The sequence below is a fragment of the Bradyrhizobium sp. LB13.1 genome (genome assembly GCF_054056815.1).
This window is the reverse complement of the sequence record NZ_JBSRYQ010000001.1, coordinates 6,399,420-6,421,870: the sequence shown is the minus strand read 5'-3', so window position 1 is coordinate 6,421,870 and position 22,451 is coordinate 6,399,420. Positions and strand designations below refer to the sequence as shown.

Annotated in this window: 22 protein-coding genes, 1 other RNA gene and 4 pseudogenes; 18 read left to right on the top strand and 9 right to left on the bottom strand. The window is 63.1% G+C overall.

Annotation, left to right across the window (positions count from 1 at the left end; translation table 11 throughout):
- The first annotated feature begins 6 nt into the window (after positions 1 to 6).
- The 4 genes from ACVWYI_RS31100 (at position 7) to ACVWYI_RS31085 (ending at position 2,763) form a co-directional block, all read left to right on the top strand.
- Positions 7 to 483: a DUF302 domain-containing protein gene (locus tag ACVWYI_RS31100; protein ID WP_456664057.1), complete on the top strand. Its 477-nt coding sequence runs from the start codon at positions 7 to 9 to the stop codon at positions 481 to 483.
- A 30-nt stretch (positions 484 to 513) separates the two neighbouring features.
- Entirely contained in the window at positions 514 to 837 is a 324-nt protein-coding gene (locus tag ACVWYI_RS31095; protein WP_247347597.1) for a hypothetical protein, read from the top strand.
- Positions 838 to 1,156: 319 nt separating this feature from the next.
- Entirely contained in the window at positions 1,157 to 2,044 is an 888-nt protein-coding gene (locus tag ACVWYI_RS31090; protein ID WP_456664056.1) for a hypothetical protein, read from the top strand.
- The gene (locus ACVWYI_RS31085; protein WP_456664055.1) at positions 2,041 to 2,763 is read left to right on the top strand and encodes a hypothetical protein; all 723 of its coding nucleotides are present in this window, start codon (positions 2,041 to 2,043) and stop codon (positions 2,761 to 2,763) included. The genes ACVWYI_RS31090 and ACVWYI_RS31085 overlap by 4 nt, the downstream gene beginning before the upstream one ends.
- Before the next feature lie 190 nt (positions 2,764 to 2,953).
- On the opposite strand, the gene ACVWYI_RS31080 is transcribed toward ACVWYI_RS31085, so the two are convergent.
- On the bottom strand, positions 2,954 to 3,451 hold the full coding sequence (locus ACVWYI_RS31080; RefSeq protein WP_456664054.1) for a GNAT family N-acetyltransferase: 498 nt from the start codon (positions 3,449 to 3,451) through the stop codon (positions 2,954 to 2,956).
- Positions 3,452 to 3,526: 75 nt separating this feature from the next.
- Between ACVWYI_RS31080 and ACVWYI_RS31075 the strand changes: the two are divergent.
- Positions 3,527 to 4,171 (top strand): annotated as a pseudogene (locus tag ACVWYI_RS31075) (GAF domain-containing protein); the annotation flags it as partial.
- A 79-nt stretch (positions 4,172 to 4,250) separates the two neighbouring features.
- Positions 4,251 to 4,772: a sensor histidine kinase gene (locus ACVWYI_RS31070; RefSeq protein WP_456664053.1), complete on the top strand. Its 522-nt coding sequence runs from the start codon at positions 4,251 to 4,253 to the stop codon at positions 4,770 to 4,772.
- A 226-nt stretch (positions 4,773 to 4,998) separates the two neighbouring features.
- On the opposite strand, the pseudogene feoB reads toward ACVWYI_RS31070, so the two are convergent.
- The 7 genes and pseudogenes from feoB to ssrA all read right to left on the bottom strand — a co-directional run bounded on the left by feoB (position 4,999) and on the right by ssrA (position 10,530).
- A pseudogene (gene feoB / locus ACVWYI_RS31065) lies at positions 4,999 to 6,871 on the bottom strand (ferrous iron transporter B).
- A gap of 20 nt (positions 6,872 to 6,891) precedes the next feature.
- The gene (locus tag ACVWYI_RS31060) at positions 6,892 to 7,167 is read right to left on the bottom strand and encodes a FeoA family protein (protein ID WP_247347587.1); all 276 of its coding nucleotides are present in this window, start codon (positions 7,165 to 7,167) and stop codon (positions 6,892 to 6,894) included.
- A gap of 116 nt (positions 7,168 to 7,283) precedes the next feature.
- On the bottom strand, positions 7,284 to 7,538 hold the full coding sequence (locus ACVWYI_RS31055) for a ribbon-helix-helix domain-containing protein (RefSeq protein WP_247329715.1): 255 nt from the start codon (positions 7,536 to 7,538) through the stop codon (positions 7,284 to 7,286).
- The gene (locus tag ACVWYI_RS31050; RefSeq protein WP_247347585.1) at positions 7,535 to 7,723 is read right to left on the bottom strand and encodes a DUF4169 family protein; all 189 of its coding nucleotides are present in this window, start codon (positions 7,721 to 7,723) and stop codon (positions 7,535 to 7,537) included. The genes ACVWYI_RS31055 and ACVWYI_RS31050 overlap by 4 nt, the downstream gene beginning before the upstream one ends.
- Positions 7,724 to 8,001: 278 nt before the next feature.
- Positions 8,002 to 9,445: pseudogene (gene fumC, locus ACVWYI_RS31045) on the bottom strand (class II fumarate hydratase).
- Between the two features lie 87 nt (positions 9,446 to 9,532).
- A complete protein-coding gene (locus tag ACVWYI_RS31040) occupies positions 9,533 to 10,051 on the bottom strand; it encodes an SspB family protein (protein ID WP_247347583.1) in 519 nt (172 codons plus the stop codon).
- A gap of 113 nt (positions 10,052 to 10,164) precedes the next feature.
- Positions 10,165 to 10,530, bottom strand: a transfer-messenger RNA (tmRNA) gene (gene ssrA, locus ACVWYI_RS31035).
- Positions 10,531 to 10,614: 84 nt separating this feature from the next.
- Here ssrA and ACVWYI_RS31030 point away from each other — a divergent pair.
- From ACVWYI_RS31030 to ACVWYI_RS30975, 12 genes and pseudogenes are all read left to right on the top strand, one after another.
- Positions 10,615 to 11,232 carry a chromate transporter gene (locus ACVWYI_RS31030; RefSeq protein ID WP_456664052.1) on the top strand — a complete coding sequence of 206 codons (618 nt, stop codon included), beginning with the start codon at positions 10,615 to 10,617 and terminating at the stop codon, positions 11,230 to 11,232.
- On the top strand, positions 11,229 to 11,759 hold the full coding sequence (locus tag ACVWYI_RS31025; protein WP_354051019.1) for a chromate transporter: 531 nt from the start codon (positions 11,229 to 11,231) through the stop codon (positions 11,757 to 11,759). The genes ACVWYI_RS31030 and ACVWYI_RS31025 overlap by 4 nt, the downstream gene beginning before the upstream one ends.
- Before the next feature lie 95 nt (positions 11,760 to 11,854).
- On the top strand, positions 11,855 to 12,616 hold the full coding sequence (locus ACVWYI_RS31020; protein WP_456664051.1) for a tripartite tricarboxylate transporter TctB family protein: 762 nt from the start codon (positions 11,855 to 11,857) through the stop codon (positions 12,614 to 12,616).
- 7 nt (positions 12,617 to 12,623) lie between these two features.
- Positions 12,624 to 14,189 carry a tripartite tricarboxylate transporter permease gene (locus tag ACVWYI_RS31015; protein ID WP_247347573.1) on the top strand — a complete coding sequence of 522 codons (1,566 nt, stop codon included), beginning with the start codon at positions 12,624 to 12,626 and terminating at the stop codon, positions 14,187 to 14,189.
- A gap of 164 nt (positions 14,190 to 14,353) precedes the next feature.
- The gene (locus ACVWYI_RS31010) at positions 14,354 to 15,334 is read left to right on the top strand and encodes a tripartite tricarboxylate transporter substrate binding protein BugD (protein WP_456664050.1); all 981 of its coding nucleotides are present in this window, start codon (positions 14,354 to 14,356) and stop codon (positions 15,332 to 15,334) included.
- A 168-nt stretch (positions 15,335 to 15,502) separates the two neighbouring features.
- A complete protein-coding gene (locus tag ACVWYI_RS31005) occupies positions 15,503 to 16,297 on the top strand; it encodes a thymidylate synthase (RefSeq protein WP_247347571.1) in 795 nt (264 codons plus the stop codon).
- Between the two features lie 5 nt (positions 16,298 to 16,302).
- On the top strand, positions 16,303 to 16,788 hold the full coding sequence (locus ACVWYI_RS31000; RefSeq protein WP_456648903.1) for an N-acetyltransferase family protein: 486 nt from the start codon (positions 16,303 to 16,305) through the stop codon (positions 16,786 to 16,788).
- Positions 16,788 to 17,297: a dihydrofolate reductase gene (locus ACVWYI_RS30995; protein ID WP_354104661.1), complete on the top strand. Its 510-nt coding sequence runs from the start codon at positions 16,788 to 16,790 to the stop codon at positions 17,295 to 17,297. Before ACVWYI_RS31000 ends, ACVWYI_RS30995 begins: the two co-directional genes overlap by 1 nt.
- A 153-nt stretch (positions 17,298 to 17,450) precedes the next feature.
- Positions 17,451 to 18,587, top strand: a complete 1,137-nt coding sequence (gene hflK / locus ACVWYI_RS30990; protein WP_247347558.1) for an FtsH protease activity modulator HflK — start codon at positions 17,451 to 17,453, stop codon at positions 18,585 to 18,587.
- Positions 18,584 to 19,480, top strand: coding sequence for a protease modulator HflC (gene hflC, locus ACVWYI_RS30985; RefSeq protein WP_247347556.1), 897 nt, complete (start codon positions 18,584 to 18,586; stop codon positions 19,478 to 19,480). The genes hflK and hflC overlap by 4 nt, the downstream gene beginning before the upstream one ends.
- A 71-nt stretch (positions 19,481 to 19,551) precedes the next feature.
- Entirely contained in the window at positions 19,552 to 19,758 is a 207-nt protein-coding gene (locus ACVWYI_RS30980) for a DUF2065 domain-containing protein (protein ID WP_211384594.1), read from the top strand.
- 144 nt (positions 19,759 to 19,902) lie between these two features.
- A pseudogene (locus ACVWYI_RS30975) lies at positions 19,903 to 21,406 on the top strand (Do family serine endopeptidase).
- Positions 21,407 to 21,538: 132 nt separating this feature from the next.
- Here ACVWYI_RS30975 and serB read toward each other — a convergent pair.
- Positions 21,539 to 22,444, bottom strand: a complete 906-nt coding sequence (serB, locus tag ACVWYI_RS30970; protein WP_456664049.1) for a phosphoserine phosphatase SerB — start codon at positions 22,442 to 22,444, stop codon at positions 21,539 to 21,541.
- Between the last annotated feature and the right edge of the window lie 7 nt (positions 22,445 to 22,451).

Sequence of the window (22,451 nt, the reverse complement as noted above, 5' to 3'; positions counted from 1 at the left end):
GCGGTCATGAAGCTTTCGGCACTGATCAGGATCATCGCTCTGGTCGCAGCGTCATGTTTATCGGAGGCACAAGCAATGGCCGCAGACGGACTCATCACCATCAAGAGCAGTTTTGGACCGGAAGACACGATGAAGCGGCTCGAGACAGAGGTGAAAGCCAAAGGCCTCGCGGTGTTTGCCCATGTCGATCACGCCGCGGGCGCTGCCGCTGTCGGGCTGACATTGCGCCCGAGGGCGACCGATCTGCTGATCTTCGGCAACGCCAAGGGCGGCACGCCGTTGATGCAGCAGGCGCAGACCGCTGGCATCGACCTTCCGCTGAAGGCACTGGTCTGGCAGGACGAGCAAGGTGCGACCTGGCTGTCCTACAACGATCCGGCCTATCTCGCTGGGCGTCACGGCGCCGGCGAGCCGGCAAAGGCTGCGGTTGCCGCGATGACGGCGGCCCTGCATGCGATTGCGACCAAGGCCACTGTGCCGTAACATAATGCGGCCACGCTTGAGGAGAGCTCCATGAACAGCACCAATGAGCAACCGGCAACCGAGACGTCCAGCCCGCGAGAGGGCAAGCTCGCGAGATGGGTGGTCATTGCGGTGCTGTGCGCGTTGCTCGTCGCCGCGTGCGTTCTCGGCTATCTCGGCTGGACCAGCACCGATAACGGCGTGCCGGCGTCGGGCTATGTTGCGCTGGTGCTCGGCGTCGTGTTCTCGCTGGTCGTCGGCATCGGCCTCATGGCGCTGGTGTTCTACAGCAGCCGCAAAGGCTATGACGAACCCGCGGTGCTGATCCGCGAGCCGGAGAGCGATCCGGAGGATGGACACGGCGGCCCACGCTAACGGGCCGAGCGCAGGACAAGGGATCGCGTGCCTGCAACATTGGAATAGCCGGCTGACAAACCGTACCAATCATCATTCGAATTGATCTCGAAGACGTTGGCTTCGCCATTCAGGCAGGCCGGTGTCATGCCGACGGAGATCAGCGCTCCGCCGAGGTGACGGCAATCCCGGCCGCACCGGATTTCGTTTCCGGCTCGCCTGGTTGAGATGTCGGGGTCTTGCGGACAAGGCATTGTGCCTCTTGCCCGAGAGAGTTGCACAAAAACTCCCAGAGGATGTGAATTAGTTCACACACACGCCGACGCGCCGGATTTACGGTTTGTTCAAATTCCGCGTAGAGCGGCCCGTTCGAACTATCTCGCTCAAGAGGGAGTTCTGGCAATGGCTAGCATCGTGTTGGGGAATTGTCATCTCCATATTGGTATCGACACAAGCCTCCGCCGATGAGTTCGGCGACACCGCGTCCGAACTCCTTCCTTCGTTGGTGCGCTGGTCCATCACCTTGTTGGGTTTGGTCGTGGCGGCCCGATTGGCTTGGCAAGCCTTTGGCCGCGCCGTGACCATTGCCGAAGTACCGACTTTCCCGAGATACATGACGACCCGACAGCAGTATCGATTGGGCGGTTTCATCTTTGTCATATTCTCGTGCTGCTTTTTCCTTCTTCTCATCCATGAGAATCGGGACGTCATTGCCTTGGCGCCATTGGTCCCTGCGATTCCGGACGCCGTCATACAGGCTGCGAAAGGTCAGTCTGCGCCCTACCTGACCGTGATCGCCGCAATGGGGGCCGTGTATTTGTTCCTCCTTACAAAGGAGGCTCAGTGGAACGTCCTGCTGATGGTCCGCGACGTGATCCAGAGTTGGATCAGCGTGCCTCAACTCGCGAAGCAGATCATGGCGCAAATCCGCTTTTCGCTGCGCGTGCCAGAGAATGCGGTCTCGGAAGTCGTTGCGAATTCGCCGGAGATCGTGGATCAGGACTTCCGCAAGGATCCCAATACCCCGGATCGAATGTGGGCGGAAATTTGCTACATGAAATGGTGGCTGACGCAGGGGCACGACGCTGGCGATGACGCCACCTTCTTTACCGAGGACAGCTTTGGTTTCGACAAGCTCATGGCAGACTTTCAGCTGACGTCGCCGACAATGAGCCAGTGGAAGGCCGGCGTGCTAACGGGCCTCGCTGCGCCCAGGCCACGCAATTGATCAAAGAGCTCTACAATCGATTTGCCCGTCTTGTTGCGTGCTACCTGATCTACCGCAACGGCTCTCGAATTGACCTGCGCAATGAGGCCAACAAATTCGGCATCGAAATTGATGCTCCTGTTCACGACAATCCCTTACGGTACTGGATTGTCTATATTATTGCACTGATCTGTTCCGTCTATCTGGGCGTGGCCATTTCGGCCGTCGTTTATGACGTGCTGCAAGGCAAGGGTATTGTTTTGGCGCAAGACCCTAATCGCTCGATGGCATGGGTCATGTATTCACTTTGCAATTATGGATTGGCGATCGTCGTCGTTCTTTTGCTTCGATTTGCGATTTCTTCGCTGGGAAGCCATTCAGATCCGTCGCACCTCACCACCTATTGCTGGAGTTTTCTGGTCGCGCTGGTCGTAGGGCCCGCCGGTCTGACGGTGGCCGTCCATTACTTTGGAGAGGGGAATCTGCGGGAAATGTCTGTTGTCAGTCTTTACTATGCGATGTTGCGGTGGGGGCTCGGGCCCGCGCTCGTGACCGTTTATATTTCGTACTATCTCGACAGGCAGAGCTGCTCCGATTTGCCGGACATCGATAATTCCCTACGAACGGTAGCGTGGCGACTGTTCAATTGCTTCGGCTTTGCGGCAACCAATGTGTTTTTGCTTCTTCCGCCCTTGCTGTCGCTGGTGGCACAGGGAGGGTGCGATCTGGGAAACCAATAAGCTGCGCTTCATTGCGGCCGGTACGACGTTTTGTTTGGCATTCGGCCTCGCATTGGCGGCACAGTTTGCGCTTAAAAAGGAGCGGATCGGAACGGTGCTGGCTCATAAGCCAGCTTGATCCTGCGCGTTTCTCGCGTCTCTGCCACAATCGGTTGTCCGACTGCGCACCGAGTGATCTCCAGGCCGGGTCTCATCGCCGGATCCGGTAGATCACGACGTCTTCGCCGTGCCGGATCGTGCTTCGCTCGAGGAGATAGTTGGACTTCTCCAGCACGCGGCGCGATGCGCCATTGCCGACACAGACCAGGCCGATGAGGGACGGCAGCTCGTGGTGTAACAGTCCGATATCCGTCAGCGCGATCGCGGTCTCGCTTGCAAGTCCACAGCCCCAGAATTCGCGCTTGAATGCGTAGGCAATCTCGATCTCGTCGATATCATCCACCAGAATGTGCCGGATGCCCGCCCGTCCGGCGAATGCCCCGTCTTTGGTTCGCAGCACCCAGAGCCCAAAACCGTGCCGGTCCCAATGCGCCATGTTGGCGCCGAGATAGGTCCTGGTCGTCTCCGCCGGGCGCACGCCGCCGAGATATCGGGATACCTCGGCATCGAGATGCAATGCGACGAGGTCGGCCAGGTGATCTTCACGAAGCCTCTCGGCGGTCAGTCTCCCCGTGCTGAAATGTTCCATAGGAACAGATAGCCGCTTCCACGGTGGGGCGTCGAGCAACATTGACGTGGAATAACCTGGCTGGCAGTGCTTTCAATGTTGCAAGGATGCGCTTTGGTTGGGGTGACGGTCGCCCCGGGGCGAATGTTCCGACGCGGAGCGGCAATGGATTTCGAGCGCGACATAGCCAAGGTCAGCGGAATCGCTGCGGTCTCGACTATCCTGGACGTGGTCAGCCGGACCACCGGCATGGGATTTACGGCCGTTGCCCGCGTCACGGAGGACAGGTGGATCACCTGTGCCTCGCGTGACGAACTTGCGTTCGGGCTGAAACCCGGTGACGAGCTCAAGGTCGAGACCACGATCTGCCATGAGATCCGGCAGAGCCGTGAGGCGGTCGTCATCGAGAATGTCAGCGAGGATGCCGGGTACTTCAAGCATCACACGCCCGCGCAATATGGCTTCCAAAGCTACATCTCCGTGCCGATCATCCTTCCCGACGGTTCATTCTTCGGGACTCTTTGCGCGATCGATCCGAAGCCGCGCAAGCTTCGGACACCCGAAGTCATCGGGATGTTCAAGCTTTTTGCCGAGCTGATCGCGTCTCACCTCGACGCGGGCGACCGCGTCGAACTGATCGAGAACAGGCTGGCGCTGGAACGACAGAATGCCGAACTGCGCGAGCAGTTTATCGCCGTGCTCGGTCACGACCTCAGAAACCCTCTTGCCGCGATCCAGGGCGGCCTGCGGCTTCTGAACAAGAAGGTCGATGAAGAGGGGCAGAACTGGATCAACCTTCTGCAAGGAAAGCGTCGCCCGGATGGCGGGTCTGATCGACAATGTCATGGACCTCGCCCGCACGCGGCTCGGTGCCGGGATGCAGCTCGAGCTGAGAGAACAGGCACTCGAGCCTGTCATCAAGCAGATTGTCGCAGAGTTCGAGAACGTGCATCCGGATCGCGATATCGAAACGGTCATCAACATTCCGGGGACTGTGAGGATCGACGCCGGCCGCATAGGTCAGATGCTGTCCAATCTTCTCGGCAACGCGATTTCCTATGGAGCGGCCAACGAGCCGATCAGGGTGCTGGCGCAAACGACCGGAGCTGGCTTCGACATCAGCATTGTCAACAAAGGTGCGCCAATTCCGGCGGAGGCGATGCCGCGCCTTTTCACTGCGTTCGATCGTGGCGACGTTCTGCCGAACCAGAAAGGGCTTGGGCTCGGACTGTACATTGCCCAGGAGATCGCGCGCGCCCATGGCGGGTTGATCGTCGCGTCGTCGGTGCGGGATGAAACGGTGTTCACCGCGTCGTTCCCGGCGACACAGGCGAGCGGCTGAGAAGGCCTGCCACGCCGGCGTGTCCTGCCGTCACGGAGCGTCTCGCCAATTCTCGGACCATGCCATCATGCGCCTGTTTTGCCCGACGGGGCAACCGGCCTGTGTGCCGACGCGTGGGTTCTGTCCCGGCTACGCTCGGATCATTTTAGCGCAAGTAAGCTGTTGATTTCACAGCATCGGTCTACTGTGCATGGGGTTGTTTTCGCGGTTTTGGTGTCGAGAGGCTTCAGCCCGCCCCGAACGCGACCGCGACGTTGTAGGTCAGGAGGCTCGCCGCATAGGCCAGCACCAGCATGTAGCCGAAGGTGACGGCCATCCAGGTCCAGCTTCCGGTCTCGCGCCGGATCACGGCCAGCGTGGATGCGCATTGCGGGGCGAAGATGTACCAGGCCAGCATCGACAGCGCGGTCGCGAGCGACCATTTCGTCGCCAGCACCTGGCCGATCTGCTCGGCCGCTTCCTTGCCGCCTTCGATCGCATAAACGGTGCCGAGCGCGGCGACCGCGACCTCGCGTGCCGCCATGCCCGGGATCAGCGCGACCGCGATCTGCCAGTTGAAGCCGACGGGCGCGAGCAGCGGCGCAAGCGCCTTGCCGATGATCGCGGCCAGGCTGAAGTCGATCGCCGGTTCGGTTGCGCCAACGGGCGGCTGCGGGAACGAGGCCAGGAACCAGATCAGCACCATCATCGAGAAGATCGTGGTGCCGGCACGGTGCAGGAACATCTTGGCCCGCGTATAGACGCCGATCGCGATCGATTTCAGCCGCGGCATTTTGTAGTCGGGCAGCTCCAGCATGAACGGCGCCGGCGCATAGTCGCGCAGCATGAAGAATTTGATGAGGAACGAGACGGCAAGCGCGCTGATGATGCCGGCGGCGTAGAGCCCGAACATCACGAGGCCCTGGAGGTTGATGAAGCCCCAGACGTCCTTTGCCGGAATGAAGGCGGAGATGATCAGCGTGTAGACCGGAATGCGCGCCGAGCAGGTCATCAGCGGCGCGATCAGGATCGTGGTCAGCCGATCGCGCTTGTTGTCGATGACGCGCGTCGCCATGATGCCGGGGATGGCGCAGGCGAAGCTCGACAGCAGCGGAATGAAGGCGCGGCCGTGCAGGCCTGCGCCGCCCATGATGCGGTCCATCAGGAACGCGGCGCGCGCCATGTAGCCGAAATCTTCCAGCAGCAGGATGAACAGGAAGATGATGATGATCTGCGGCAGAAACACAATCACGCTGCCGACGCCCGAGATCACGCCGTTCTGAAGGAAGCTCTGCAGCAGGCCGGCGGGCAGGGTGGCGTGCACGAACTCGCCGAGCGAGTCGAAGCCCGAGTTGAGCAGCTCCATCAGCGGCTGCGCCCAGGCGAACACCGCCTGGAACATCACGAACAGGATAGCCGCGAGCACGATCAGCCCGCCGACGGGGTGCAGCACGATCGCGTCGATCCGCGCCGTCCAGGTGTCGGGCCGGCTCGGCAGGCTGACGCAATCGGCGATGATGCGGTCGGCCTCGCGCTGGGTGGCGCGCAGTTCGGCCACGCTGAGCACACGCCAATTGTTCTCCCCCGGCTCGGCGGCGAGCTTTGCCGAAATCTCGTCCGTCAGCGCCAGCAGGTCGGCCGTGCCGCCCTTGCGCACCGCGATCGAGGTGACTACGGGCACGCCAAGCTCGTTGGCGAGCCGCTCGACGTCGATAGTGATGCCGCGGCGGCTGGCGATATCGAACATGTTGAGCACGAGCACCATCGGCCGGCCGGTGCGCTTGAGCTCCAGCAGCAGGCGGATGGTCAGCCGCAGATTGGTGGAATCGGCCACGCACAGGATGAGGTCGGGCGCGGTCTCGCCGGAGGCCTTGCCGAGCACGAAGTCGCGGGTGATCTCCTCGTCCGGGCTGCGGCCGCGCAGCGAATAGGTGCCGGGCAGGTCGACCACCGAGACCTGGCGCCCCAGAGGGGTGACAAAAAAGCCTTTCCTTGCGCTCGACGGTGACGCCGGGATAGTTCGCGACCTTCTGCCGGCTGCCGGTCAGCGCATTGAACAGCGAGGTCTTGCCGCTGTTTGGCGTGCCGACCAGGGCGAGATGAAGTTGGGGCAATTCCATGGAATTGGGGTCCGGTCGCTTCAGGCGACGATAATGGCCATGGCTTCGCGACGGCGCACCGCGATCGTGATGCTGTCGACCCGTACGGCGATCGGGTCGCGCCCGACCAGCCCCTCATGCAAGACCTCGACCCGGGCGCCTTCGACGAAGCCGAGCTCGATCAGCCGGCTCTCGAGCTCGATGTCCGAGAGCGCCGAGCCGGCGTCCTTGGCGGAAAGGTGCTGGATGACGCCGGTATAGCCGCGCTGGGCCAGACCCAGCGGCATGTGCGGACGCGTATCGTGGATGTCGGTCATGCCCTGTATTTTCAACGCAGGGCATCGAGGTCAAGCGCGCTGGCTCGCGGAAGCTGCATCTTAGAGTGATTTTAAAGTAGCAGCTTCGTGACGGAGGGGGATCGGCGCCAGGGCGGCTACAGGGCCGGGACCTTTTCCGACTGGATGGCGGCCATGGCGCGGCTCTTGAAGTAGTCCAGCACGAACAGGCGGATCGCCGAGGACAGATTGCCCTGCTGGCGGTTGCCGTCGATCTCGCCGACCAGCTCGGACAGCGTCATGTTGCGCAGGCCCGAGATCTCCTTCATGCCGTTCCAGAACGCCTCTTCCAGGCTGACGCTGGTCTTGTGGCCGGCGACGACGATCGACCTTTTCACGACGGGCGACTTCATGGCTGCTCCTCGCGATCGATCTGGTGCTGGTCCAAGTGTGCCTTCGCCTGGTCCGCGCGCGTCTGCTCCGCCGACCGTTCCGCCTTCGTGCGGCCGAACTTCGTTCGGTTGGCGTCCGCCTGCTTCGCCGTGGCTTCCCGCTCGGCGCGCTTCCTGAAACGTTTCAGGTTGATGACGTTCCCCATGCCGCGTCCCCATCATCCGATCCTCCGTGGGCTGGATGAAACATTCAGAAACAGGGTGCCGCGTTGCGCCCCACAAGACTTGATCGCCATTCGCTCGTCCTCGTCAATCGGCCCCTTGGGCCATCAAACGATGAATTTCGCTCCGTGAAGGGCAGAGGGGCTGCGTAACACACCGCCCCGCCGCGACATTGACGGTAATCAAATCCGGCCCTCAAAGCCTCATATTTCTGCAGCGCGCGCGTCCGTATCACTACGGATGGCTATCGGAATTCGGAATTTTATCCCGGGCTGGTCATCTTCTCGGGGCGCACCAGGCGGTCGAACTCGTCCGCCGAGACGAAGCCGAGCCGCAGTGCCTCCTCCTTCAGCGTGGTGCCGTTGGCATGCGCCGTCTTGGCCACCTTGGCCGCGTTGTCGTAGCCGATCTTGGGAGCGAGCGCCGTCACCAGCATCAGCGAGCGCTGCATCAGCTCCTTGATGCGCTTCTCGTCGGCGCGGATGCCGCTGACGCAATGCTCGGTGAAGGAGCGCGCGGCGTCCGCCATCAGCCGGATCGAGTGCAGCATGTTGTAGGCCAGCACGGGCTTGTAGACGTTGAGCTCGAAATGGCCCTGGCTGCCGGCGACCGTGATCGCGGTGTGATTGCCGAACACCTGGCAGCACACCATGGTCAGCGCCTCGCACTGCGTCGGATTGACCTTGCCCGGCATGATCGAGGAGCCCGGCTCGTTCTCCGGCAGCATCAATTCGCCGAGGCCCGAGCGCGGGCCGGATCCGAGCAGGCGAATGTCGTTGGCGATCTTGAACAGGCCGGTCGCGACCGAATTGATGGCGCCGTGCGCCGACACATAGGCGTCGTTCGAGGCCAGTGCCTCGAATTTGTTGGCGGCGCTGGTGAAGGGCAGCTTCGTGATGCTGGCCGCGTGCTTTGCGAACAGCTTTGCAAAGCGCGGCTTCGAATTGAGGCCGGTGCCGACGGCGGTGCCGCCCTGCGCCAGCGGATAGAGCTCCTTCACCCGCGACCTTGAGCCGGGCGATGCCGCTCTCGACCTGCGCGGCGTAGCCGGAAAATTCCTGGCCCAGCGTCAGCGGCGTCGCATCCTGGGTGTGGGTGCGGCCGATCTTGACGATCTTGGCGAACTCCTTCTCCTTCTTGCGTAGTGCACGGAGCAGCTCGCCGAGGGCCGGGACGAGATCGGCATTGATACGGCTTGCCGCCGCGATGTGCATCGCGGTCGGGAACGAGTCGTTCGACGACTGGCTCATGTTGACGTGATCGTTGGGATGGACCGGCTTCTTGGCGCCGAGCTCGCCGCCGAGCATTTCATTGGCGCGGTTGGCGATGACCTCGTTGAGGTTCATGTTGCTCTGCGTGCCCGAGCCGGTCTGCCACACCACCAGCGGAAAATGATCGTCCAGCTTGCCTTCGATCACCTCGCGCGCGGCGCGGATGATGGCGTTGGCGCGGCGCTGGTCGAGCAAGCCGAGCTCCTGGTTGGATTGCGCCGCGGCGAGCTTGACGATGCCGAGCGCATGCACGAGCGAGATCGGCATGTGATCGATGCCGATGCGAAAATTCTGGCGCGAGCGTTCGGTCTGCGCCCCCCAATAGCGATCGGCGAGGACCTCGATGGGGCCGAAGCTGTCGGTCTCGGTGCGGGTCGCGGAGCGCGAGGAGCGGTCGGTTTTCGAGCGGGCGATCTTGGCCATGGGCACATCCATTCCGCTGCGCGAAACGCCGCGCAGCCTCTACATGTGCCTCTATATAGGGAGTTTGGTCGGGTGCGACGGGTTCCGGCCCAATCTAGATCATTTCTTGCGGAAACGATCCAATCGCACGACTTCGGCGCCGCCCTGGTTCGGGGCGGCCGGCTCTTCAGAGCTTTCCGTCGTCTCGGCCGCAGACGCCGGCACCGCGACCGCGGACGGGGCGGGAGCGGCCGGCAATGTCTCGGGCGAGACCTCGGCGACATCGGAGGTATCGAACTGGAGGCCGAATTTCACGGACGGATCGAGGAAGCTCTTGATGGCGCTGAACGGCACGATCAGCCGCTCCGGAATGCCGCCGAAGGACAGGCCGACCTCGAAGCGGTCCTCGAGCACGGTCAGATCCCAGAACTGGTGCTGCAGGATGACCGTCATTTCTTCCGGGTACTGCGCCAGCAGTCGCGATGAGATCTTCACGCCGTCGGCCTTCGAGACGAAGGTGATGAAGAAATGATGCTCGCCCGGCAGTCCTTGGGACGCGGCATCGGTCAGCACCTTGCGCAGCACGCCGCGCAACGCGTCGCGGGCCAGCACATCGTATCGGATATGATCGGTCGCCATGGTGGTCCTGTTGCATTCCAGGAGTTGGGCCCCGCCGGCCCGACTCGCCAAGCCGCGATAATACCGCGCCTGACGGGTCAGCAGGAGTCCCCGCCGGGTAGGAAATGGAGGTAAGTGGAGGCTTCTGTTGCCAGGTGCCTCCGAACCCCGCCTAACGGAGCTTAACCCGTTAGGACTTCAGAATGGTCTTTCAAACTGCGTTACGCAGCCTGAGCAACCGGAGCAAAGTTGTCGTTGGCAACTATTGCATAGCCCGATAACGGCGGAACAATACCGAGAAAAAGAACGCCCTTTACGCCCTCGTCGATCCTATTTCGCCCCCGCCAAAGCCCGCTCTAGGGCTAGCCCGCTGGTGGGCTTTGGTGGAGGCGCCGGGTACCGCCCCCGGGTCCGAATGGTTTATTGCGACGACCGTTTATTTCCATAGCCGGCGAACCGGCACCCCCAATATAGGGGGCAAAGGTTTCAAATGACAGGTGTTTCGAGCGGTTTTGCGGAGGTTCCCTTTGGATAGGTTCCCGACTGGCTTGGCCGCGCGACGGCCGGCGTTCTAAGCTCCTGACATGTCCAAGGATTCCGCACCGGCCGCCCAACAGCCAGATCAATCGCCGGACCGTCCAGCCACCAACCCCGTTCCGCCCGGCCTGGTCGCGCTGTTCCTGGCCTTCGCCAGGATGTCGCTGGCCGGTTTCGGCGGGGTGTTGGTATTTGCCCGGCAGGCCATCGTCGAGCAGCACCGCTGGATGACCGCGGACGAGTTCAACGAGACTTTTGCGCTCTGCCATTTTCTGCCCGGGCCCAACATCGTCAATCTGTCGATGGTGTTCGGCGCGCGGCTGCGCGGGATCGCGGGTGGTATTGCCGCCTTCGCCGGGTTGTTGCTGCCGCCGACGTTGATCATGACGGTGCTTGCGATCATCTACTCCCGGTTCGGCGATGTGGAGGTGCTGCGCCGCATCCTCGCGGGCATCTCCTGCGCGGCGGTCGGGCTCTTGACCGCGGTGGTCTTCCGGATGATGACGCCGTTGCTCAAGCGGCTGGACGTCGTCGCGCTCATCCTGATGCTGGCCGTGTTTCTTGCCATCGGCGTCGTTCGCCTGCCGCTCCAGGCCGTGCTTCTGGTTGCGATCCCCGTGAGTGTCGGCGCCACCTTCCTGATGCGGCGGAAGGTAGCAGCATGAACGCCGAGAACCCGATCTGGGCGCTGATCTCCACCTTTGGCCTGATGTCGCTGTTCGCGGTCGGCGGCGCCGCGGCGGCGGTGCCAGAGATGCACCGCATCGCGGTCGATGTGCATCACTGGATGACCGACAAGCAGTTCGCCGATGCCTATGCGATTGCGCAGCTCTCACCAGGTCCGAACGTGCTTATCGTCACGTTAATCGGCTACGCCGTTGCCGGCATCCCCGGCGCGCTGGCGGCGACCTTGGCCATGTGCCTGCCGACGGCGCTGCTTGCCTATTATGTCAGCCGGCTCCTCAACCGCCCCAGCCAATCGCGCTGGCCTGTGTTGATTCAGGCTGCATTGGTTCCGCTGTCGATCGGACTGATGGCGGCGAGCGCCTTGATCCTGGCACAGTCGACCGATCGCACCATTGCTGCACTGCTCCTGACCGCGACGGTTGCAGTGATCGCCTCGGTCTCGCGCATCAATCCACTATGGCTTTTGCTCGCCGGAGGCCTGTTGGGTTTTGCTGGCATTGTGTAATGAAAATCGCTAGGCAGTGATCCGGGCGGGGGGATCGTTTTCCAGCCGATTAGAACAACATTGCTCGTGGCTTACGGGTCGCGGAGGAGACAGGCATGGCCGATACGATGGGCCACTCGGCGACAGCCAACCGAAACACGTCGGTGGCGCTCAGCTTTTGTCTGCTGGCCATAGCGCCGCAGATCTTCGAATTCATCTGGTCGTTCGGGACGATCTTCGGCTGGGGCACCGGACGCGGTCCGGCCACCGTCGTGATCAGTCACGTGACGGCGCTGCTCGCGGGCGCCCCCGGCGCGCTGATCGGAGCGATCGGCGGTGACACCAAGAAGGCGTCATCCGATGTGCTGCTGGCGCTAATCTATTCCTATCCGCTGTTTGCGGTGGCGATTCTCACGATCTTCATGACGATCAGGTCGGCGCAGGACTATGTCGGCGGGATCGTTCTGATGGCGCTGGCCTTGTTCGCGCTGTGGGCCTCCAGCGATTTGCAGGGTATGCGCGGCTTCTCCTTCGGCGCCGGCACGGCGCCGCGAATGTTTGGCGGGCTCCTCGTCGCGCTTGGTGCCGGCATCGCGTTGACGGGATTGTTGTCTGATGGACCGGCGATGGCACATTATGCCTGGCGCGGACCGCTGTTCGTATTGATCTCGATCATCTTCTTCGCGCTGGCGATTCGTCCGCTTGGGGTCGTGGTTACGGCGTTCGTGAGCTTCCTGGTCGCGGCGATGGGCACGCATGAGACGCGCTGGATCGAAGCCATCATCGTAGGCGCCTGCCTGACGCTCGGCTGCGCGCTGCTCTTCCCTTACGTGCTCGGGCTGCCGATGCCGATGTTCCCGCGTTTCCTGGTTCAGTGAGGGTGTGATGGCCGATCTTTTTCACAATCTGGGCCTCGGTTTCGGTGTGGTGTTTCAGATCTCCTGGTGGTCACCGTCGTGGCTGTTCGGACTGTCGCTCCCGATTTCGATCAATATTCTCATGTGCCTGATTGGCGCACTGGTCGGCACGCTTGTCGGCGTGCTGCCGGGTATCGGCACCGTCGCAACCGTGGCGATGCTCCTGCCGATCACGTTCGGATTGCCGCCGGTCGGCGCGCTGATCATGCTCGCCGGCATCTATTACGGCGCCCAATATGGCGGTTCGACCACCTCGATCCTGGTCAACATTCCCGGTGAGGCGACATCGGTCGTCACCGCCATCGACGGTCACCAGATGGCGAAGCAAGGCCGCGCCGGTCCGGCGCTGGCGATTGCGGCGATCGGCTCGTTCTTCGCCGGCTGCGTCGCGACCATCCTGATCGCCATCCTCGGTGCGCCGCTGACCAAGCTCGCGCTGGCATTCGGTCCGGCCGAATACTTCTCGCTGATGGTGCTCGGCCTGATCTTCGCGGTGGTGCTGGCCAAGGGCTCTGTGCTGAAAGCGATCGCGATGATCGTGTTCGGCCTGTTGCTGTCGATGGTCGGCTCTGACATCGAGACCGGCGCCTCGCGCATGGCGTTCAACATTCCGGAACTCGCCGACGGACTCGGCTTCGCGACGGTGGCGATGGGCGTGTTTGGATTCGCCGAGATCATCCGGAACCTCGATGCCGGCGCCGAGATGAACCGCGACCTCGTGCAGCAGAAGATCACCGGCCTGATGCCGACCAGGAAAGACCTGATCGACTCGACGCCTGCGATCCTGCGCGGCACCGTGCTCGGCTCGATCCTCGGCATCCTGCCGGGCGGCGGCGCCGTGATCGCCTCCTTCGCGGCCTATACGCTCGAGAAGAAGATCGCCAAGAACCCGTCGCGGTTCGGCCGCGGTGCGATCGAGGGCGTTGCGGCGCCGGAAAGCGCCAACAACGCCGCGGCGCAGACCTCCTTCATCCCGTTGCTGACGCTCGGCATCCCGCCCAACGCGGTGATGGCGCTGATGGTGGGCGCGATGACCATCCACGGCATCGTGCCAGGCCCGCAGGTGATGCAGAAGCAGCCGGAGCTGGTCTGGGGCATGATCGCTTCGATGTGGGTCGGCAATCTGATGCTGATCATCATCAACCTGCCGCTGGTTGGAATCTGGGTGCGGCTGTTGCGCGTGCCCTACCGGCTGATGTTCCCCTCGATCGTGATCTTCTGCGCGATCGGAATCTACTCGGTGAACAACGCACCGGTCGATGTCATCCTCGCTGGCGTGTTCGGTCTGGTCGGTTACTGGCTGATCAAGCACGATTTCGAACCGGCGCCGCTATTGCTCGGCATGGTGCTCGGACCACTGATGGAAGAGAACCTGCGCCGTGCGTTGCTGATCTCGCGCGGCGACTGGAGCGTGTTCCTGACGCGTCCGCTGTCGGCCGTGCTGCTTGCGATTGCGGCCTTCCTGCTGGTGCTCACGGTGCTGCCCACGTTGCGTGCCAAGCGCGACGAGGTGTTCACCGAATCCGAGAACTGAAGGCGACGCTTCTTGCGTCGTCTTCGCGCCTGCGTCGGCGCGCCGCATTCGGAAGTCCAATCGACTTGTGTGACGGCTTCGTGAAATGAAAATGCCGGCCCTTGTGGCCGGCATTTTGCTTGTGGGCTCAAGAGACCGACAAACGGATCGACAAGGGAATCGAGATGACTTCCATTCGCACGCTTGCCGGCGCATGTGCCGCGGCGCTGGCGTCGTTGTGCGGCTTTGTCGCACCGGCTGCGGCGCAGACCTATCCGACGCGCGGCATCACCATGATCGTGCCGTTCGCGGCCGGCGGTCCGACCGACGTGATCTCGCGCATCGTCACCGGACACATGGCGCAGACGCTGGGACAGAGCATCATCATCGAGAACGTGGTCGGCGCCGGCGGCACCACCGCGACCACGCGCGCCGCGCGTGCGGCCAATGACGGCTATACGCTCATCACCGGGCACATGGGCACGCATGCTGCCTCCGTGCCGCTCTATCCGAAGCTCGCCTATCATCCGGAAAAGGATTTTGAGCCGGTCGCGTTGCTGGCGGGCACGCCGATCCTGATCCTGGCGCGCAAGGACTTTCCGCCGAAGGACCTCAAGGAATTCGTGACTTACGTGAAGGCCAATGCCGAGAAGGTCAACGCTGCCCATGCCGGCGTCGGCTCTGTCTCGCACGTCTCCTGCGAACTGCTGCACTCCATCCTCGACATCAAGCCCGTCGGCGTGCCCTTCAACGGCACGGGCCCCGCGATGAATGCGCTGGTGGGGGGCCAGGTCGATTACATCTGCGACCAGATCGTCAACGCCGTGCCGCAGATCAATGCCGGCACCATCAAGGCCTATGCGATCGCAACGGCCGAGCGCAATCCGTCGCTGCCGAACGTGCCGACGACGGCGGAAGCCGGCCTGCCTGCATTCCAGGCCCAGGCCTGGAATGCGATGTTCGCGCCGAAGGGAACTTCGCCCGCGATCCTAGCGAGCCTGAACGCCGCGGCCGTCAAGGCGCTCGACGATGCGACCGTGCGCAAGCGCCTGCTCGAGCTCGGCAGCGTCATTCCGGCGCCCGCGGACCGGACGCCGGAGGCGCTGGCGATCCTCGTCAAGAGCGAGATCGCGAAGTGGACCCCGGTGCTCAAGCCGGCAAGTTAGCCAGCAGGATCAAGTTGATAGGCGAGGGGCGGCACGCAAGTTCCGCCCCTTGTCGTTTGCGCCGGGAACGCTCATTTTTCCGGGTATAATGCGTATGGATGGCGAATCGACGCTGTCGCAGCGCGGGGGTGGCCGCTAAGTTTGCCGCCTCCCCAAAGGCTCACGCACATGCACCAGTATCAGGACCTGCTCGAGCGGATTCTTTCAGACGGCGCGGAAAAGACCGACCGGACCGGCACCGGCACGCTGTCGGTGTTCGGCCATCAGATGCGCTTCAACCTGTCCGCCGGCTTTCCGATGCTGACCACCAAGCGCCTGCCGCTGAAGGCGATCGTGCATGAGCTATTGTGGTTCCTGAAGGGCGACACCAACGTCAAATATCTGCGCGACAACGGCGTCACCATCTGGGACGAGTGGGCGGATGCCAACGGCGATCTCGGACCCGTCTACGGCCATCAATGGCGCTCCTGGCCCGCGCCGGACGGACGCAGCATCGACCAGATCGCCAACGTGATCGACATGATCAAGCGCAATCCGGATTCGCGCCGCCTGATCGTCTCGGCATGGAATCCGGCCGAAGTGGACAAGATGGCGCTGCCGCCGTGCCACTGCCTGTTCCAGTTCTACGTCGCCAATGGCAAGCTGTCGTGCCAGCTCTATCAGCGCTCGGCCGATGTGTTCCTCGGCGTGCCCTTCAACATCGCTTCCTACGCGCTGCTCACCATGATGGTGGCGCAGGTCACGGGCCTGAAGGCCGGCGATTTCGTGCATTCGTTCGGTGACACCCACCTCTATTCCAACCATCTGGAGCAAGCGAAGCTCCAGCTCACGCGCGCGCCGCGCGCGCTGCCGGTGATGCGGATCAATCCTGACGTGAAGGATATCTTCTCCTTCCGTTACGAGGATTTTGAGCTGGTCGGCTACGATCCACATCCGCACATCAAGGCGGCAGTCGCGGTCTGAAGCCGATGTCGCTCAACATCCGCCGTGTGCGTCCAGACGAAGCCGGGCTCGTTCTCGCTTTCATCCGCGAGCTCGCCGAGTACGAAAAGCTTTCGCACGAGGTCGAAGCGACCGAGGCGATGATCACCGACGCGCTGTTCGGTGAGAGGCCGCAACTCCATTGCGCAATCGCCGAGTGGAACGGCGAGCCCGCCGGCTTCGCTGTGTGGTTTGTGAATTTCTCTACGTTCAGCGGCCGCCACGGCATCTATCTCGAAGATTTGTATGTGCGGCCGTCGCATCGGGGCAGGGGCCTCGGCAAGGCGCTGCTCGTGCGCCTTGCCGTGGAATGCGTCGAGAACGGCTGGTCGCGGCTGCAATGGGCGGTGCTCGACTGGAACGCACCGTCGATCGCGTTCTACAAGTCGCTCGGTGCCGTCATGCTGGACGACTGGACGCTGTGCCGCGTCACCGGACCAGCGCTGACGCGGCTTGCCGGGAGCGCGACCTGATGGAGATCGTCTTCGTCGTCGCGATCGCTGAGAACGGCGTCATCGGCGCCGGCAACGCGATTCCGTGGCGATTGAAATCCGACATGGCGCGCTTCAAGGCGCTCACGATCGGCAAGCCCGTGATCATGGGCCGCAGGACCTTCGAATCCCTGCCCCGGCCGCTTCGGGACCGCACCAACATCGTCATCACGCGCGATGCGGATTATCGCGCCACTGGCGCCATCGTCACGACATCGGCTGCCGATGCAGGCGCCGTCGCGCGCGGCGATGCCCTGCGGCGTTCGGTCGCCGAGATTGCCGTGATCGGCGGCGCCGAAATCTATCGGCAATGGCTCGATCGCGCCGATTGCCTCGAAATCACCGAAGTGCATGCGCGCCCCGAAGGCGACACGTATTTCGACATCGACAAGGCAGACTGGGATGAGGTGGCGCGTGTACGTCATCCTGCCGGACCCGACGACAGCGCCGACTACTCCTATGTGACATATCGTCGGCGGCCGCGCCATTAACCGCTTTCGCCAATGTTTACATTGACTTTTTCGTGCCCGAGCATAGCTCGGAAGACAGCGAGGGCCGCGTTGTAAGGGACCTGCCTGTCCCCTATAAAGCCGGACCGGACAAAGCGGGCTGGGGCAATTTCACCCTGCCGAGGAGAGCATCGAATGCCGTGGAAGAATCAGGGCGGTGGCCCATGGGGCTCGGGTCCGAAGGGACCATGGGGCAACGGCCCGCAACCGGTCGGGCCGAGGCCGCCGGATCTGGAAGACCTTCTGCGCCGCGGCCAGGACCGCCTCCAGCAGATCATGCCGGGCGGCTATTTCTCCGGCATCGGCATCACGCTGATCGTGCTGCTCATCGTCGCGTTCTGGCTGTTGTCGGGCTTCTTCCGGGTGCAGTCCGAAGAGCTCGGCGTCGTGCTGCGCTTCGGCAAGCATGTTCGCACCGTGGAGCCCGGCCTGAACTATCATCTGCCCTATCCGATCGAGACCGTGCTGCTGCCGAAGGCATTGCGCGTTTCCACCATCTCCATCGGCATGACGCTGATCGACGATCCGGCGCGGCGCGGCCGCTCCATTCGTGACGTGCCGGAAGAGAGCCTGATGCTGACCGGTGACGAGAACATCGTCGACGTCGACTTCACCGTGCTCTGGCGCATCAAGCCCAATGGCGTTGGCGATTTCCTCTTCAACATCCAGAATCCCGAGGGCACCGTGAAGGCGGTCGCCGAGAGCTCGATGCGCGAGGTGATCGGCCGCTCGCAGATCCAGCCGATCCTGACCGGCGCGCGCAACGTCACCGAACAGGGCGTGCAGGAGCTGATCCAGAAGACCCTGGACACCTACGGCGCCGGCATTCAGATCAGCCAGGTGCAGATGCAGAAGGTCGATCCGCCGGCCCAGGTGATCGACGCCTTCCGCGACGTCCAGGCGGCGCGCGCCAATCTCGAGCAGTTGCAAAACGAGGCGCAGACCTACGCCAACCAGGTCGTGCCGCAGGCACGTGGACGTTCGGCGCAGATCATGCAGGCCGCCGAAGGCTACAGGGAGCAGACGGTCGCCGAGGCCAAGGGCCAGAGCTCGCGCTTCCTGAAGGTTTACGATGAATACAAGAAGGCGCCCGACGTGACGCGTGAACGGATTTATCTTGAGACGATGGAGCGCGTGCTCGGCGGCTCGGAGAAGCTCATCTATGACGGCGGCCAGTCGGGCCAAGGCGTCGTGCCCTATCTGCCGCTCAGCGAATTGACGGCCAAGCGGCCGCCTGCAACCGGCCAGCAGACGACCGGAGGCAACCGATGAGGTCTCCAGTTACAGGTATAGTCGCGCTGCTCGGGCTCCTGCTTGTCGTGATCGTGGGCTACATGTCGCTGTTCACGGTAGCGCAGACCGAGCAGACCATCGTGTTGCAGTTCGGCCGGCCCGTCGACGTCGTTACCGCTCCCGGCCTGCATTTCAAGGCGCCGTGGAATTCGGTGATCAACATCGACAAGCGGATCCTCGATCTCGAGAACCCGTCACAGGAAGCGATCGCGTCCGACCAGAAGCGGCTCGTGGTCGACGCTTTCGCGCGCTACCGCATCAAGGACGCGTTGCGGTTCTATCAGAGCATCGGCTCGATCCAGGCCGCCAACATCCAGCTCACCACCCTGCTGAACGCGGCACTGCGCCGCGTGCTCGGCGAGGTCACGTTCATCAACGTGGTGCGCGACGACCGCGAGAAGCTGATGCAGCGCATCCGCGATCAGCTCGATCACGAGGCCGACGGCTACGGCATCCAGGTCGTTGACGTCCGGATCCGCCGCGCCGATTTGCCGGAGCAGAACAGCCAGGCGGTCTATCAGCGCATGAAGACGGAGCGCGAGCGGGAAGCCGCCGAGTTCCGCGCGCAGGGCGGCCAGAAGGCACAGGAGATCCGCTCCAAGGCAGACCGCGAGGCAACCGTGATCGAGGCAGAAGCAAGGTCACAGGCCGAGCAAACGCGCGGCGTCGGCGATGCCGAGCGCAACCGTCTGTTCGCCGAAGCCTACGGCCAGGATGCGGATTTCTTCGCCTTCTACCGCTCGATGTCGGCCTATGAGAACGGGTTGCGCTCGAACGATACCCGCTTCCTCCTGCGCCCGGACTCGGATTTCTTCCGGTTCTTTGGTAACCCGTCCGGCAAGACGGCGACCACGACGCCAGCGAAGCCGTAAGCCAGACGAGGGCGGCCGGTCTGGCCGCCCTTCGTCCGGACAAGAACAGCACAACGGGAGGTTCCAATCCGATGAGGTCCATTGCGTTCGCCGACTTCCTCATCGGCTTGGGCATCCTGTTCGTGCTGGAAGGCTTGATGTTCGCGGCAAGTCCGGCCTGGATGCGCAAGGCCATGAAAAGCGCCATGGCCACTCCGGACAATGTCCTGCGGGCGGTGGGGATTGGTTCGGCCGTGGCCGGCCTGATCCTGATCTGGGTTATGCGACGTCCAATTTAGCCGTCGCGCCAACGCCAAAGTGAAGGCGAGGGACCGGTTTTCGCCGTATTGTCCGGGTCTTGAGGCCCGTTAAGGTCCGCGCTTGCGCCGTCCCCCCGTTCAAGCGCAGTCTTGACGCCGAATCCGCATTCCCTGGAGATCACAATGACCGCTGCCATCATTGCCCCGACCCGTTTGCGCTTAGGGCTGGCCGCGCTCGCCGTTGGCGCTTTCAGTGCATTCGGCACACCGGCCTCTGCGCGCGGACCGGACGGCATCGCCGACGTTGCCGAGAAGGTGATCGACGCGGTCGTCAACATCTCGACCTCGCAGACCGTCGACGCCAAAGGTGGCGGCGGCGGCAGCAACGCCATGCCGCAACTGCCGCCCGGCTCGCCCTTCGAGGAGTTCTTCGACGACTTCTTCAAGAATCGCAAGGGTCCCGGCGGCGGCAGCAAGGGCGGCGAGAACAGCCCGGCGCCGCGCAAGACCAATTCGCTCGGCAGCGGCTTCATCATCGACACATCAGGCGTCGTCGTCACCAACAACCACGTCATCGCGGACGCCGACGAGATCAGCGTCATCCTCAACGACGGTACCAAGATCAAGGCCGAGCTGGTCGGCGTCGACAAGAAGACCGACCTTGCCGTGCTGAAGTTCAAGCCGCCGAAGCCGCTGGTGTCGGTGAAGTTCGGCGATTCCGACAAGCTGCGCCTCGGCGACTGGGTCGTCGCGATCGGCAATCCTTTCAGCCTCGGCGGCACCGTGACGGCTGGTATCGTCTCGGCGAAGAACCGCGACATCTCCTCAGGTCCCTACGACAGCTACATTCAGACCGACGCCTCCATCAACCGCGGCAATTCCGGCGGTCCGCTGTTCAACCTCGATGGCGACGTCATCGGCGTCAACACGCTGATCATCTCGCCGTCCGGCGGCTCGATCGGCATCGGCTTCGCCGTACCGTCGAAGACGGTCGCGGGTGTCGTCGACCAGCTCCGTCACGTTCGGCGAATTGCGCCGCGGCTGGCTGGGCGTCCGCATCCAGAGCGTCACCGACGAGATCGCCGAGAGCCTCAACATCAAGCCGCCGCGCGGAGCGCTGGTTGCCGGCGTTGACGACAAGGGCCCGGCCAAACCGGCCGGCATCGAGCCCGGCGACGTCGTCATCAAGTTCGACGGCAAGGACGTCAAGGACCCCAAGGATCTCTCCCGCGTCGTCGCCGACACGGCGGTCGGCAAGGAGGTCGACGTCATCATCATTCGCAAGGGCCAGGAAGAGACCAAGAAGGTCACGCTCGGCCGGTTGCAGGATCCCGACAAGGTACAGGCCGCGGTGAAGACCGATGAGCCCGCGCCTGAAAAGACTGTGACGCAGAAGGCGCTCGGCCTCGATCTCGCGGCGCTGAGCAAGGATCTGCGCACGCGCTACAAGATCAAGGACACCGTCAAGGGCGTGGTCGTCACCAATGTCGACGCCAATTCGGACGCCGCGGAAAAGCGGCTCTCCGCCGGCGATGTCATCGTCGAGGTGGCGCAGGAGGCGGTGTCAAACGGAGCCGACATCCAGAAGCGGGTCGACCAGCTCAAGAAGGACGGCAAGAAGTCGGTGCTGCTGTTGGTGTCGAATGCCGACGGCGAGCTGCGGTTTGTCGCGCTGAGCGTGCAGTAGGAAGAACGGCCTACCACAAACTCACTGTCATGCCGCGGCTTCTCGGTTCCATCCTCGCGGTCTCTGGAACTCTGGATCACCCAGCCCAGTGCGCAATTGCGCACAAGGCGGACGACAACGGCGGAGAGGACGCTACGCCCCCACGAACTCTTCGCGCCGATACCCCTGCGCATACAGCAGCGCGGTGAGATCGCCGTGATCGATCCGCGCCGCGGCCGCGGCCGCAACCGACGGCTTGGCATGATACGCCACGCCCAGCCCCGCCGCCTGGATCATCGCGAGATCGTTGGCCCCGTCGCCGACGACGACCGAGTCGATGTCGTCGAGATCGAACGACTCCATCAAATCCACCAGCGTCGCGAGCTTTGCAGCGCGCCCCAAGATCGGCTCCTTCACCTCGCCGGTGAACTTGCCGTCGCGGACGACGAGCTCGTTGGCGCGGTTCTCCTGGAAGCCGATCTTGGCAGCGACCGCACGGGTGAACAGCGTGAAGCCACCGGAGACGAGGCAGGCATAGGCGCCGTGGGAGCGCATGGTCGCGACCAGTTCGCGGCCGCCCGGCGTCAGCGTGATGCGCTTGGCCAGCACCTCGTCGACGGCACTGGCGGGGAGGTCCTTGAGCAGCGCAACGCGCTCGCGCAGCGCCGGCTCGAACTCGATCTCGCCGCGCATCGCGCGCTCGGTAATGGCGGCCACGTGGGTCTTCATCCCGACAAGATCGGCGAGTTCGTCGATGCACTCCTGCCCGATCATGGTGGAATCCATGTCGGCGAGAAAAAGCTTCTTGCGCCGGAGGCCGACTGGCTGCACGACGATGTCGATGGGAAGGTCGCCGCGAAGCTCGCGCAACCGCTGTTCGATGGCGTGACGGTCGCCTTCGAGGTTACTGTCGGCGCCGAAGGGGATGTCGACTGCAACCCCGTCGAACAGCCAGTGCGCGGGAGCCGCCTGTGGCAGCACGGCGCGGGCGCCGTCGACGATGGTAGAGTCGAGCGCGGGATTATTCGGGTTGCAGATCAGCGTGGCGACGAGGGACATTTGAGGT